The following is a 12953-nucleotide window of genomic DNA, read 5'->3' as shown; positions in this document are numbered from 1 at the left end:
CGCATGGGTGCCGGGCACTCCCATCCCCTCTACCGGGACGGGGATTCGGTGGTGCACCGCGCCCCCGCGGAGGTCAAGGTCGTCGGACTGGTGGCCTTTGTCCTAGCCGTGGTGGCCACGCCGCGGGAGATGATCTGGCCCTTCGCCGCATACGCCGCGATCGTGCTGGTGGTGTGGCGGGTAGCGCGAATCCCGTTGCGCTGGATCCTGCCCCGGATGCTCATCGAGGCGCCGTTCATCGTGCTGGCGGTGCTGTTGCCGTTTGCCGAGGGGGGTGACCGGGTGCAGTTCGCGGGCCTGCAGTTGTCGGTGGCGGGACTGTGGGCGGCGTGGGGCATCGTCGTCAAAGGCACCCTGGGCGTGGCCGCGTCGCTGACGGTGGCCGCGACCACGTCGGCCCGGGAGCTGCCCCTGGCGCTGAGCAGGCTCGGGATGCCGGGCCTGGTGACTTCTATGCTCGTGCTGATGATCCGCTACATCGACCTGCTCTCGGCCGAGGTCGCTCGGATGCGTATGGCCCGGATTTCCCGGGGTGATTCGCCGCGGGCCCTCCACCAGGCCGGCGCGATCGCCAAGGGCATCGGGGCGTTGTTCCTGCGGTCCTACGAGCGAGGTGAGCGCGTCTATCTCGCGATGACATCGCGGGGGTTCGACGGCAGGGTGCCCGAGCTGGCGATCGTCGGGGCCGGGCCCAAGGCCTCGGGCGGGCAATGGGCCGGCGCACTGATCCCCGCTGCCGCGGCCGCGGTGGTGGCTGCTTCGGCCTGGGTGGCGCGGTGAGCACGCCTGCGGTCCGGGTAGAGCAATTGCACTACCGCTATCCCGACGGACACGGCGCACTCGACGGTGTCGACCTCACCATCACCCCCGGCGAGCGGGTGGCCATCCTCGGTCCGAACGGGGCGGGTAAGACCACCCTCATGCTGCATCTCAACGGGGTGCTGTCGGCGACCTCGGGCACCGTCGAGATCAGCGGAATACCGTTGAACCGCAAATCGCTTCGTGACATCCGGCGGAGGGTCGGGCTGGTGTTCCAGGACCCCGACGACCAGTTGTTCATGCCGACCGTGGCCCAGGACGTCGCATTCGGGCCGGCCAACTTCGGGGTGACCGGCGACGAGCTGACCGCCCGCGTGCATGCCGCACTGGACGCGGTCGGGATGACCGAGCTCGGCGACCGCAGCCCCGCGCACCTGTCCGGCGGACAGCGCCGGCGGGCCGCCCTGGCCACCGTGCTGGCCTGCGAGCCCGAGATCCTGGTGCTCGACGAGCCGTCGGCGAATCTCGATCCGGTGGCGCGCCGCGAACTTGCCCAGACCCTGGCGACGCTGCCCGCCACCATGATCATCGTCACCCACGACCTGCCTTACGCCGCGCAGCTGTGCGACCGGGCGATCATCCTCGACGGCGGGGTGGTGGTGGCCGACGACAGCGTCGGCGTCGTGCTCTCGGACAGCGAGCTGCTGGCCGCCCACCGCCTCGAACTGCCGTGGGGTTTCACCGTTCCCGCGCGCTAGTTTCAGACCGCGAGCAGACGCAAACTTCTATGGAATTGACCAAATTCGTATGAGTTTGTGTCTGCTCGCTAGCCTTCGGGGGGTGCCCCCAACTCGCGGAAGGGGGGTGAGCCTCAGTGCCGGCGCGCCGGCGGCCAGGGCGGCTCGCCGCACAACGACAGCAATGCGTTCTCGATGACCTCGGGCAACGCGGGATGGATCCAGTACTGGCCCCGAGCCATGTCCTGGCCGGTCAGCCCGAAACTCATCGCCTGGATCAGCGGTTGGATCAACGACGACGCCTGGTGGCCCATGATGTGCGCGCCCAGGATGGTCCCGGAGCCGGCCTCGACGATGATCTTGGCGATGCCGGTGGTGTCCTCCATCGCCCAGCCGTACGCCACGTCGCCGTAGTCCTGGATCTTGACCCTGATGTCGTATCCGGCTGCGCGCGCTTCGTTCTCGCTCAATCCGACGCAGGCGATCTGCGGATCGGTGAACACCGCCGACGGTACGAACCGATGATTCGAGGGCATCAGAGCCTCGGTGTCGTCCCAGTCGGCAAGCAGGTTGTTCTTGACCACCCTGGCCTCGTGGTTGGCGACGTGCTTGAGCTGATACGGCGAACTCACGTCGCCGAGCGCGAAAATGCCTCGCGCCGTTGTCCTCTGGAACTCGTCGACCACCACCCGGCCGTCTTCGACGTCCACGCCCACCGATTCGAGGTTGAGCAGGTCGCCGTTGGGGATCCGGCCGGTGGCCACCAGCACCGTGTCAGCTCGCACGGTCGAGCCGTCGTCGAGTTCAACGACGGTCTGCGAACCGTCCTGGTGCGCGCCGATCATGTTGCGGTGACTGCGCAGCTCCCACTTCTTGCCGGCGATGTCGGTGAACCGTTCGCAGATCGTGTCGTCGCAGTGCGACAGCATCGCGGCACCGCGGATGACGATGGTGACCCGGCTGCCCAGCGACGAGAACACGTGCGCGAACTCCGCCGCGACGAAGCCGCCGCCGACGATCACCAGATGCTCGGGCACCGCCGGGATGCGCATGATGGTGTCGCTGGTATGCACGGCCACCCCGCATCCGGCGATCGCGTCGGGCACCATCGCGCGCGCCCCGGCAGCGATGACCACCTGCTCGGCGGTGAAATCCTCACCGCCCTCGGTGCGCAGCCGGTAGCCGTTGTCGCCGCGCCCGTCGAACGTCGTATGCGAGTCGTAGACGGTCACATTGGGTAAGGACCGCCGGTAGTGCTCGCCACCCGCGGCGAGCGGGTCGATGCGGCCGAAGACCCGCGAGACGATGTCGGTCCAGCGCACCCCGTCGATGTGCGCGTCGACCCCGAATCGTGCTGCCTCCCTGACAGTCTGGGCGACCTCGGCGGCGTAGACGAACATCTTGGTCGGGATGCAGCCCACATTGAGGCAGGTGCCGCCGAACACGCCCTGCTCGCAGATCGCGATCTTCTTCCCGGCGTAGCGCTCGTCGAGAATGGTGTTGCCCGAGCCCGTTCCGATGATCGCGATGTCGAAGTGCTGCAACGAATTCCCCTTACCCAAGGCCGGTTGAATTCGACGGCGCCGCTTCGAACTGCTCGAGATGGACAGCCAACCAGCTGGCCAGTTCACGGTAGGCGGCGGCCCTTGGCTGCGCCAGCGACAAGAACACGTCGTGCTTGGCGTCGTGCACCGGCACGATCGTGGTCCGGTGGCCGATGCACCCCGCCCAGCGGGCGATTTGGCTGACGTCGAGCACGGCGTCCCCGCGCTGCATGGTCGTCGCGTCGTCAGTCTCGGTGACACTGTGATCGGAGCGCAGGATCAGGTTGGGTACGCCGACGTCGAGTCCGCGGTGCAACGTCGCGTGCCCGCGCCGGATCGCGTTGATCCAGCCCAAAGTGACCGGGAAGCCGCCCAGCGGTTTCCACTGCAGGTTGTATTCGAACTCGCCGTGGTAGTCGCGGTGCAGCGTCAACCCGTACCCGCCCTTGCCGGTGCCGCGGACCACGCTGGTCTTGCGGACCCGCGACAGCGCGCCGATCGTCGTCGAGGTCAGCCGGGTGCGCAGGATCGCCGGGCCGTGCAGGTCCAGCCACGGGCTGTTGAGCACCAGACCGGACAGGGACAACGCCGCGGTGGCCCGCCGCTTGCGTACGCGGTCGAGCCACAGCGACACGATCAGCCCGCCGGCGGAATGCCCGTAGACCAGCACGCTGGCATGTGGATTCTCGGTCCCGATGATCGCCACCGCCCGCTCCAACTCCCGGTCGTAGCGCGCCAGATCGGTGGTGAAGTGCGGGGTCTGCCCCTCGCGCCAGGACCGGCCGCATTTGTGCTGGTCGAGAGCGTAGAACCGGCACCCGGCGGCGGTGAAGTGGTCGGCCAGCTCGGTGTTGAAGAAGTAGTCGGTGAACCCGTGCACTGCCAGCACGGTGTGGGCGGCCGGCTCGCCGCCGGCGCGACGCACCAGGGTGGCGAACAGCTCACCCTCGCCGTCGGGGTCGGGCCCCATCGCCATGGTGGTCTGCACGAAGCCGGGTAGGACGTCGTCAGCCCAGTCGGTCTGCGCAGCCGTCACGGCACTCACCATAACCTCGGGCTCGGGCGCCGGTGGTGTGGCGCTGCCGACTCCCGCGAATAGTCCGGTCCCGGTCGGGATAATCTGAGTATCAGTACAGCCGCCACGAGTGAAGGACGCGATCCGGTGTCAGATACCACGAAAACCGATGTCGTACTGGTCGGTGCGGGAATCATGTCCGCCACGCTGGGGGCGCTGCTGCGGCTACTCGAACCGAGCTGGTCGATCACCCTGGTCGAGCGCCTCGACGCGGCAGCCGCGGAGAGCAGCGATCCGTGGAACAACGCGGGCACCGGGCACTCGGCGCTGTGCGAGCTCAACTACACCCCGCAGAAGCCCGACGGCTCCATCGAGATCGCCAAGGCCGTCAACGTCAACGAGCAGTTCCAGGTCACCCGCCAGTTCTGGGCGTACGCGGTCCAGACCGGCATCCTGCCCGACGTCCGCAACTTCCTGAACCCGATCCCGCACGTGAGTTTCGTGCACGGCGCCGACCACATCGACTACCTGCGCCGCCGCCGCGACACCCTGGTGCGCAACCCGCTGTTCGCGACGATGGAGTACATCGACGACGCCGATGAGTTCGCCCGCCGGCTGCCGCTGATGGCCAAGGGCCGCGACTTCACCGAGCCGGTGGCGCTGAACTGGACCACCGACGGCACCGACGTCGATTTCGGCTCGTTGACCCGTCAACTCCTCGGTTACGGCACCCAGCACGGCATGACCACTCTGTTCGGCCACGACGTGCGCGACTTTCACAAGGAGTCCGACGGCAGCTGGACGGTGAAGATCGCCAATCGGCGCACCGGGCAGAAGCGCAAGCTGTCGGCGAAGTTCGTCTTCGTCGGCGCCGGTGGCGGTGCGCTGCCGCTGTTGCAGAAAGCCGGCATCTCCGAGGCCAAGGGCTACGGCGGTTTCCCGGTCAGCGGCCAGTGGCTGCGCACCGGCAATGCCGCGCTGGCGGCCGCGCACCAGGCCAAGGTCTACGGCGCCCCACCGCTGGGCGCCCCGCCGATGTCGGTGCCGCACCTGGACACTCGTGTCATCAACGGACGGTCGTGGCTGCTGTTCGGGCCGTTCGCCGGCTGGTCGCCGAAGTTCCTCAAGGAGGGCAAGATCACCGACCTGCCGCTGTCGATCAAGCCCAATAACCTCGCCTCCATGATCGGTGTCGGGTTGACCGAGATGAGCCTGGTGAAGTACCTCATCGGTCAGCTGGCGCTCAGCGAAGCAGACCGGGTGGATACTCTGCGCGAATTCGCGCCCAGCGCAGTCGATTCCGACTGGGAGCTGGACATCGCCGGTCAGCGCGTGCAGGTCATCCGCCGGGACTCCAAGAAGCTCGGGGTGCTCGAGTTCGGCACCACGGTGCTCGCCGCCGCCGACGGCTCGATCGCGGGCCTGCTCGGCGCCTCGCCGGGCGCCTCGACCGCCGTGCCCGCCATGATCGAGGTACTGCAGAGCTGCTTCGGCGACCGCTATCGGGGCTGGGAGCCCAAGCTCAAGGAGATGGTGCCCTCGCTGGGCGTGAAGCTCTCCGAGAACCCACAGTTGTTCAGCGAGGTCTGGGAGCACGGCACCAAGGTGCTGGGACTCGGCCGTCCGGGCGCTGACGCCGGCGCCGCCGCTCTGTCCGCGGGTGCCGACACCACCCCGGTCTTGTCGGACTCCGGTGATCCGGAACCCGCGGGAGTGGTGTGACGGTCGCGCTGCGCCGGTCGTGGGCCAAGGACCTCGACGCGGCGACCCTCTACGAGCTGCTGAAGCTGCGGGTGGAGGTGTTCGTCGTCGAGCAGGCGTGCCCGTATCCCGAACTCGACGGCCGTGACCTGCTGGCCGAGACCCGGCACTTCTGGCTGGAACAGCCGGACAACACCGTGATCGCCACCCTGCGCCTGATGGAGGAGCACACCGGGGGCGAGAAGACCTTCCGCATCGGGCGGGTGTGCACTCAGCGCGCCGCCCGCGGGCACGGTCACACCACGCGACTGCTGCAGGCCGCGCTGGCCGACGTCGGCAACGACGCCTGCCGCATCAACGCCCAGACCTATCTGGCCGAGATGTACGCCCGGCACGGCTTCGCCGTCGACGGTGAGGAGTTCGTCGAGGACGGCATCCCGCACGTGCCGATGCTGCGGCCCGCTTCACCGTCCCCGACCGGTCAGTCGTGAGCGCACCGGCTTTTCCGTTCAGTGCGATCGTCGGCCACGACCAGCTGCGGCTGGCCCTGGTGCTCTGCGCGGTGCGGCCCGAGATCGGTGGTGTTCTGATCCGCGGCGAGAAGGGCACCGCGAAGTCGACGGCGGTCCGGGCGCTGGCTGCCGTTCTCGCTCAGGTCGACGCGGGTTCGCGGCTGGTGGAGCTTCCGATCGGCGCCACCGAGGACCGGGTGGTCGGTTCGCTGGACCTGCAGAAGGTGCTGCGCGACGGTGAGCACGCGTTCTCGCCGGGCCTGCTGGCCCGCGCGCACGGCGGAGTGCTCTACGTCGACGAGGTGAACCTGCTGCACGACCACCTGGTCGACATCATGCTCGACGCCGCCGCGATGGGCCGCGTGCACATCGAGCGGGACGGGGTCTCGCACTCCCACGAAGCCCGTTTCGTGCTGATCGGCACCATGAATCCCGAAGAGGGCGAACTACGTCCGCAGCTACTCGACCGATTCGGGCTGACCGTCGACGTCCAGGCCTCGCGCGACGTGCCGGTGCGCACCGAGGTGATCCGCCAGCGGCTCGCCTACGAGGCCGATCCGGCCGGGTTCGCCGCGCGCCACGAAGGTGCCGACACCGACCTGGCTTGCCGAATCGCCGACGCCCGCGCCAGGGTCGCCGACGTCGTCCTGCCGGATATCCAGCTGACCCGTATCGCGGCGCTGTGCGCGGCGTTCGACGTGGACGGGATGCGCGCCGATCTGGTGGTTGCCCGCACCGCCGTCGCCCACGCGGCATGGCGGGCCGCCGGGGCCGGCCAGACCACCGCGGAGATCACCGTCGCCGAGGAAGACATCCGGGTGGCCGCCGAACTGGCGCTGCCGCACCGCCGCCGCCGCGACCCATTCGACGACCCCGGCATCGACCCCGCGCAACTCGACGAGGCCCTCGCGGCCAGCGCCGAGGCCGGCTCAGACACCGAGCCAGAGCCCGAACCTGAGCCCGACCCACCGTCCGGTGGTGGACAGTCGGCCAACGGCGATTCCGGATCACCTGCGCCACAAGGTAATTCATCGTCGATCCCACGCCCTTCGGCAGCGCCGGCGGCGACGTTTCGCACCAAGGCGCTGACCGTACCGGGGGTGGGGGAGGGCAACCCTGGCCGTCGCTCACGGGCCCGCAACCGTTCGGGGGCGGTGGTCGGCGCCACCGATGTGGCCGAGCAGGGCCACGGGCTACACCTGTTCGCCACGGTGCTCGCCGCCGCGGGCAACGGTCGGCTGCGGCCACTACCCGACGACGTCCGGCGGGCGCTGCGGGTGGGCCGCGAAGGCAACCTGGTGATCTTCGTCGTCGACGCCTCCGGTTCGATGGCCGCGCGTGATCGGATGTCGGCAGTGTCCGGGGCGGCGCTGTCGCTGCTGCGCGACGCCTACCAGCGCCGCGACAAGGTCGCCGTCATCACTTTCCGGCAAGACAGCGCCCGAATCCTGCTGCCGCCCACCAGCTCCGCGCACATCGCCGCACGACGGCTGACCCGGTTCGACACCGGCGGCACCACCCCGTTGGCGCAAGGACTGCTGGCCGCCCGCGACATCGTGGTCCGCGAACGGGTGCGCGACCGCGCCCGACGCCCGCTGGTCGTCGTGCTCACCGACGGCCGCGCCACCGGGGGCCCGGATCCGTTGGGGCGCAGCCGGTCTGCCGCGCACCGGCTGGTCGCCGAGAAGGCTGCCGCAGTGGTGGTGGACTGTGAGACGTCCTACATCAAACTGGGCCTGGCCGCTGACCTCGCCGAGCATCTGGGTGCCCCGCTGCTGCAACTCCAGCAGCTGCGGGCAGATTATCTGGCGCAGGCCGTGCGCCGCGCCGCCTGAACCCGAGAGGGGATCCCGACATGCCACAGGGTCAGCCCCTGGCCGTTCCCGACGACGGCCTGACTACCCGCGCGCGCCGCAACGTCCCCGTGCTCGCGGTGCACACGGGCGCGGGCAAGGGAAAGTCCACCGCCGCCTTCGGCATGGCGTTGCGGGCGTGGAACGCCGGGATGCGCGTCGCCGTCTTCCAGTTCGTCAAGAGTGCCAAGTGGAAGGTGGGCGAGGAGTCGGCGTTCGCCGCGCTGGGCCGGCTGCACACCGAGCAGGGTCTCGGTGGCGCGGTGGAGTGGCACAAGATGGGGTCAGGATGGTCGTGGAGCCGTAAATCCGGATCCGAACAGGATCACGCGGCGACGGCCGCCGAAGGCTGGGCCGAGATCGCCGACCGGATCGCCGAAGCGCGCCACGACTTCTACGTGCTCGACGAGTTCACTTACCCGCTCAAGTGGGGCTGGGTCGACGTCGACGCCGTGGTGCACACCCTGGTGAACCGGCCCGGCGCCCAGCACGTCGTCATCACCGGGCGCGATGCCCCGCAGCAGCTGCTCGACGCCGCCGACCTGGTCACCGAGATGACCAAGGTGAAGCACCCGATGGACGCCGGCCGCAAGGGCCAGCGCGGCATCGAGTGGTGAGCATGAGCACACCGGCCGTGTTGATCGCCGCTCCCACGTCCGGGAGTGGAAAGACCACCGTGGCAACGGGTTTGATCGGTGCGTTGCGCGCATCCGGTCACCGGGTCGCGCCCTTCAAGGTCGGGCCGGACTTCATCGACCCGGGCTACCACGCCCTGGCGGCCGGCCGGCCGGGCCGCAACCTCGACGCCGTACTGGTGGGTGAGGACCTAATCGGTCCGCTCTACCGGCACGGCAGCGACGACGCCGACATCGCCGTGATCGAAGGCGTGATGGGTCTTTTCGACGGCCGCATCGACGACCAGATGGTCATGCCGGCCCGCGGGTCGAGCGCCCGAGTCGCCGAACTGCTCGGCGTTCCGGTCCTGCTGGTGGTCGACGCCCGCGGGCAGAGTCAGAGCATCGCCGCTGTGCTGCACGGGTTTTCCACCCTGCACGCCGGAGTCCGCATCGGCGCAGTGATCCTCAACCGGGTCGGGACCGCGCGCCATGAGCAGGTGTTGCGGCAGGCCTGCCAGACGGTCGGGGTGCCGGTGGTCGGCGCGATACCGCGCCACGACGAACTGTCGGTGCCCTCCCGGCACCTGGGGCTGGTCACCGCCGTCGAGCACGGCGGTCAGGCCACAGCGGCCGTCGCGGCGATGACCGAACTGGTCGCCCGCCATGTCGACCTCGCCGCCGTCGCCGCGCTGGCCACCTGCAGGGTGAGCGCGCCGGCATGGTCGCCCGACGACGTCATCGGCCAGCCCGCCGGCGGACGTCCCGTTGTGGCGATGGCAGCCGGCAAGGCATTCAGCTTCGGCTATGCCGAGCACCCCGAGCTGCTCCGGGCCGCCGGAGCCGACCTGGTCGCCTTCGACCCACTCACCGACCGGCTGCCCGACCACACGGCGGCGCTGGTATTGCCGGGCGGATTCCCGGAGGAACATCTGGCCGAGCTGGCGGCCAACGCCGAACTGCGGGCCCAGATCCGCGAACTGGCCCGCCGCGCGCCGGTGCAGGCCGAATGCGGCGGGTTGGCCTACCTGATGGACGACCTGGACGGCCACCCCATGTGTGGTGTGTTGGGCGGCGCGGCCCGGTTCACGTCCCGGCTGACCCTGGGCTATCGCGACGCCGTCGCAGTAACCGAGTCCGCCCTGTACAGCGTGGGGGATCGGGTCACTGGACACGAATTCCACCGCACTACAGTCGGATTCACCGAAGACACCGAACCGGCGTGGGCGTTCAAATCCGGCGACGGCACCACGGTCCGCGACGGTGCCGTGCGCGCCGGAGTGCACGCCTCGTATCTGCACACCCACCCCGCCGCCCAGCCGCACTCGGTCACGCGGTTTGTCGCGCAGGCGGCCTCATTATCTAAGCTCTGACGGTGACCGAGAACGCCTACCTCGTCGGCCTGCGACTGACCGGCAAGAAGGTCGTCGTCATCGGCGGCGGCACGGTGGCGCAACGGCGCCTCCCGTTGCTCATCTCCGCGGGTGCCGACGTGCACGTCATCGCGCGGGCAGCGTCCCCGGCCGTAGAGGTCTTGAGCACCCAGACCCCCGGCATCACGCTGCAACTGCGGGACTACCGCGACGGCGACCTCGACGGCGCCTGGTACGCGATTGCCGCCACCGATGAACCCGACACCAACGCCGTGATCGTCGGCGAGGCCGAGCGTCGGCACATCTTCTGTGTGCGCGCCGACATCGCCCGCGACGGCACTGCGGTCACTCCCGCCTCCTTCGACTACGACGGCCTCGCGGTGGGCGTGCTGGCCGGGGGAGAGCATCGCCGCTCGGCGGCCATCCGATCGGCCATCCGCGAGGCGTTCCAACAGGGGCTCATCACCGCCGATGCGAACGCCGAGGCGATGCGCGGCAGCGTCGCCCTGGTCGGCGGGGGGCCCGGTGACCCGGAACTGATCACCGTGCGGGGCCGCCGGCTGCTGGCCCGCGCCGATGTCGTCGTCGCCGACCGGCTTGCACCACCAGAACTGCTCGCCGAACTCGGGCCGCACGTCGAGGTCATCGACGCCGCGAAAATCCCGTACGGCCGAGCCATGGCCCAGGAGGCGATCAACGACATCCTGATCGACCGGGCCCGGCAGGGACACTTCGTCGTGCGCCTCAAGGGCGGCGATCCGTTCGTTTTCGCCCGGGGATATGAGGAAGTCCTCGCGTGCGTCGAGGCTGGGATCCCGATCACAGTCGTGCCGGGTGTGACCAGCGCCATAGCGGTACCCGCGATGGCCGGAGTTCCCGTCACCCATCGGGCCGTGAATCACGAGTTCGTAGTGGTCAGCGGCCATTTGGCGCCCGATCATCCGGAATCGTTAGTGAATTGGAATGCGCTTGCCCAATTATCGGGGACGTTAGTTTTATTGATGGCCGTCGAACGCATCGAATTGTTCGCCGACGTTTTGATGAAAGGTGGCCGACCTGCGCAAACGCCGGTACTGGTGGTGCAGCACGGCACGACGGCCGCCGAACGTATTGTGCGGACGACGCTGGCGGAGGTGCCGGCACGAATTCGCGCGGACGGTATTCGCCCGCCGGCAATCATCGTCATCGGTTCGGTGGCGGCATTCGCGGCTTAAAATTCTCTTAAGATTACTGTAGGGTAGCTCGGTATGACGGCTCTCAACGATGCTGAGCGGGCGGCTAGTCGCCACGCCAACAGTTCAGAGCGCGCGGTCCCGATGCGCCTCGAATCGGGCGCTGACCGCAAGGATTTGGTGCGGACGGCCCGGTTCTACCCGACCTGGTTGCCCTCGCGGCGGTTCCTGGCCGCGGTCACCGCCATCGGCGGTATGCAGCTACTCGCCACGATGGACAGCACTGTCGCGATCGTGGCCCTGCCCAAGATTCAAGACGAACTAAGCCTGTCCGACGCCGGGCGCAGCTGGGTCATCACCGCCTATGTGCTGACCTTCGGCGGTCTGATGCTGCTGGGCGGACGCCTCGGCGACACCATCGGACGCAAGCGCACCTTCATCGTGGGCGTCGCGCTGTTCACCATTGCCTCGGTGCTGTGCGGTATCGCATGGGACGAGGCGACGCTGGTGGTGGCGCGGCTGCTGCAAGGTGTCGGCGCGGCGATCGCCTCGCCGACCGGGCTGGCGCTGGTCGCGACCACGTTCCCCAAGGGCCCCGCGCGCAATGCCGCGACCGCGGTGTTCGCCGCGATGACCGGTATCGGATCGGTGATGGGGCTCGTCGTCGGCGGGGCGCTGGTCGAGGCGTCGTGGCGGCTGGCCTTCCTGGTCAACGTGCCGATCGGCTTGATGATGATCTACCTGGCCCGCAAGACCCTGCGGGAGACCCAGCGCGAACGGATGAAGCTCGACGCCGCCGGCGCGCTGCTGGCCACCGTCGGCTGTACCGCGGCGGTTTTCGGCTTCGCCCAGGCCCCGGAGAACGGCTGGATGTCGCCGGTGACGTTCATCGCGCTCGGTGCCGCGGTACTCGCCTTCGTCGCCTTCGTCTTCGTCGAGCGCCGTGCGGTCAACCCGGTGGTGCCGTTCACGCTGTTCCGCGACCGCAACCGGCTGGCCACCTTCGCCGCGGTGTTCCTGGCCGGCGGGGTGATGTTCACCCTGACCGTGCTGATCGGGCTCTACGTCCAGGACATCATGGGCTACAGCGCGCTGCGGGCCGGGATCGGCTTTATCCCGTTCGTCATCGCGCTGGGCATCGGCCTCGGACTGTCCTCGCAGCTGGTGTCGATGTTCCCGCCGCGACTGCTGGTGATCGCCGGCGGCGTGCTGGTGCTGGGCGCCATGATCTACGGCTCCACCCTCAACGGCGGCATCCCGTACTTCCCTAACCTGGTCATCCCCATCACCGTCGGTGGCCTGGGCATCGGCATGATCGTGGTCCCGCTGACCGTCTCGGCCATCGCCGGGGTCGGCTTCGACCAGATCGGGCCGGTCTCGGCGATCGCGCTGATGCTGCAGAACCTCGGTGGCCCGGTCGTGCTGGCGATCATCCAGGCCGTGATCACCTCCCGCACGCTGTATCTCGGCGGCACCACCGGCCCGGTGAAGAAGATGGACACCGCCCAGCTGCACGCCCTGGACCAGGGCTACACCTACGGCCTGCTGTGGGTCGCCGCCGTCGCCGTAATCGTCGGCGTCGTTGCGCTGTTCATCGGTTACACCGCGCAGCAGGTGGCGCACGCGCAGGAAGTCAAGGACGCGATCGACGCCGGAGAGCTGTAGCTCGTCGG

11 protein-coding genes are annotated in these 12953 nt (G+C 69.0%); 9 read left to right on the top strand and 2 right to left on the bottom strand.

The genetic code is table 11. The annotated features are described in order from the left end of the window. The first annotated feature begins 3 nt into the window (after nucleotides 1-3). Complete coding sequence (cbiQ, locus tag ACXDF8_RS10420) at nucleotides 4-780, top strand: cobalt ECF transporter T component CbiQ (RefSeq protein WP_457223170.1); 777 nt, start codon at nucleotides 4-6, stop codon at nucleotides 778-780. Next, nucleotides 777-1517, top strand: coding sequence for an energy-coupling factor ABC transporter ATP-binding protein (locus tag ACXDF8_RS10415; RefSeq protein ID WP_457223169.1), 741 nt, complete (start codon nucleotides 777-779; stop codon nucleotides 1515-1517). Before cbiQ ends, ACXDF8_RS10415 begins: the two co-directional genes overlap by 4 nt. Before the next feature lie 113 nt (nucleotides 1518-1630). On the opposite strand, the gene mtr is transcribed toward ACXDF8_RS10415, so the two are convergent. Beyond that, nucleotides 1631-3040 (bottom strand): mycothione reductase, encoded by a 1410-nt coding sequence (gene mtr, locus ACXDF8_RS10410; RefSeq protein WP_457223168.1) that lies wholly within the window; start codon nucleotides 3038-3040, stop codon nucleotides 1631-1633. A gap of 10 nt (nucleotides 3041-3050) precedes the next feature. After that, the gene (locus tag ACXDF8_RS10405) at nucleotides 3051-4076 is read right to left on the bottom strand and encodes an alpha/beta hydrolase (protein ID WP_457223167.1); all 1026 of its coding nucleotides are present in this window, start codon (nucleotides 4074-4076) and stop codon (nucleotides 3051-3053) included. 126 nt (nucleotides 4077-4202) lie between these two features. On the opposite strand from ACXDF8_RS10405, the gene mqo reads away from it, so the two are divergent. The 7 genes from mqo (at nucleotide 4203) to ACXDF8_RS10370 (ending at nucleotide 12945) form a co-directional block, all read left to right on the top strand. After that, nucleotides 4203-5777: a malate dehydrogenase (quinone) gene (gene mqo / locus ACXDF8_RS10400; protein WP_457223166.1), complete on the top strand. Its 1575-nt coding sequence runs from the start codon at nucleotides 4203-4205 to the stop codon at nucleotides 5775-5777. Further along, nucleotides 5774-6247, top strand: coding sequence for a GNAT family N-acetyltransferase (locus ACXDF8_RS10395; RefSeq protein ID WP_457223165.1), 474 nt, complete (start codon nucleotides 5774-5776; stop codon nucleotides 6245-6247). Before mqo ends, ACXDF8_RS10395 begins: the two co-directional genes overlap by 4 nt. Next, on the top strand, nucleotides 6244-8103 hold the full coding sequence (locus tag ACXDF8_RS10390; RefSeq protein WP_457223164.1) for a VWA domain-containing protein: 1860 nt from the start codon (nucleotides 6244-6246) through the stop codon (nucleotides 8101-8103). The genes ACXDF8_RS10395 and ACXDF8_RS10390 overlap by 4 nt, the downstream gene beginning before the upstream one ends. Nucleotides 8104-8123: 20 nt before the next feature. Then, complete coding sequence (gene cobO / locus ACXDF8_RS10385; protein ID WP_457223163.1) at nucleotides 8124-8738, top strand: cob(I)yrinic acid a,c-diamide adenosyltransferase; 615 nt, start codon at nucleotides 8124-8126, stop codon at nucleotides 8736-8738. A gap of 2 nt (nucleotides 8739-8740) precedes the next feature. Then, nucleotides 8741-10108 carry a cobyrinic acid a,c-diamide synthase CobB gene (locus ACXDF8_RS10380; protein ID WP_457223162.1) on the top strand — a complete coding sequence of 456 codons (1368 nt, stop codon included), beginning with the start codon at nucleotides 8741-8743 and terminating at the stop codon, nucleotides 10106-10108. A gap of 2 nt (nucleotides 10109-10110) precedes the next feature. Then, nucleotides 10111-11322: a uroporphyrinogen-III C-methyltransferase gene (gene cobA / locus ACXDF8_RS10375; RefSeq protein WP_457223161.1), complete on the top strand. Its 1212-nt coding sequence runs from the start codon at nucleotides 10111-10113 to the stop codon at nucleotides 11320-11322. Between the two features lie 102 nt (nucleotides 11323-11424). Further along, nucleotides 11425-12945 (top strand): MFS transporter, encoded by a 1521-nt coding sequence (locus tag ACXDF8_RS10370; RefSeq protein WP_457223366.1) that lies wholly within the window; start codon nucleotides 11425-11427, stop codon nucleotides 12943-12945. Nucleotides 12946-12953 lie beyond the last annotated feature (8 nt).

The organism is Mycolicibacterium sp. CBM1 (assembly GCF_054073305.1).
This window is presented reverse-complemented; position numbering and strand designations above follow the sequence as displayed.

Bases quoted from the DNA above. Each gene is read 5' to 3' on its own strand.
- cbiQ (WP_457223170.1), top strand. From the start codon at position 4: ATGGGTGCCGGGCACTCCCATCCCCTCTACCGGGACGGGGATTCGGTG.
- cobO (WP_457223163.1), top strand. From the start codon at position 8,124: ATGCCACAGGGTCAGCCCCTGGCCGTTCCCGACGACGGCCTGACTACC.
- ACXDF8_RS10380 (WP_457223162.1), top strand. From the start codon at position 8,741: ATGAGCACACCGGCCGTGTTGATCGCCGCTCCCACGTCCGGGAGTGGA.
- ACXDF8_RS10370 (WP_457223366.1), top strand. From the start codon at position 11,425: ATGCGCCTCGAATCGGGCGCTGACCGCAAGGATTTGGTGCGGACGGCC.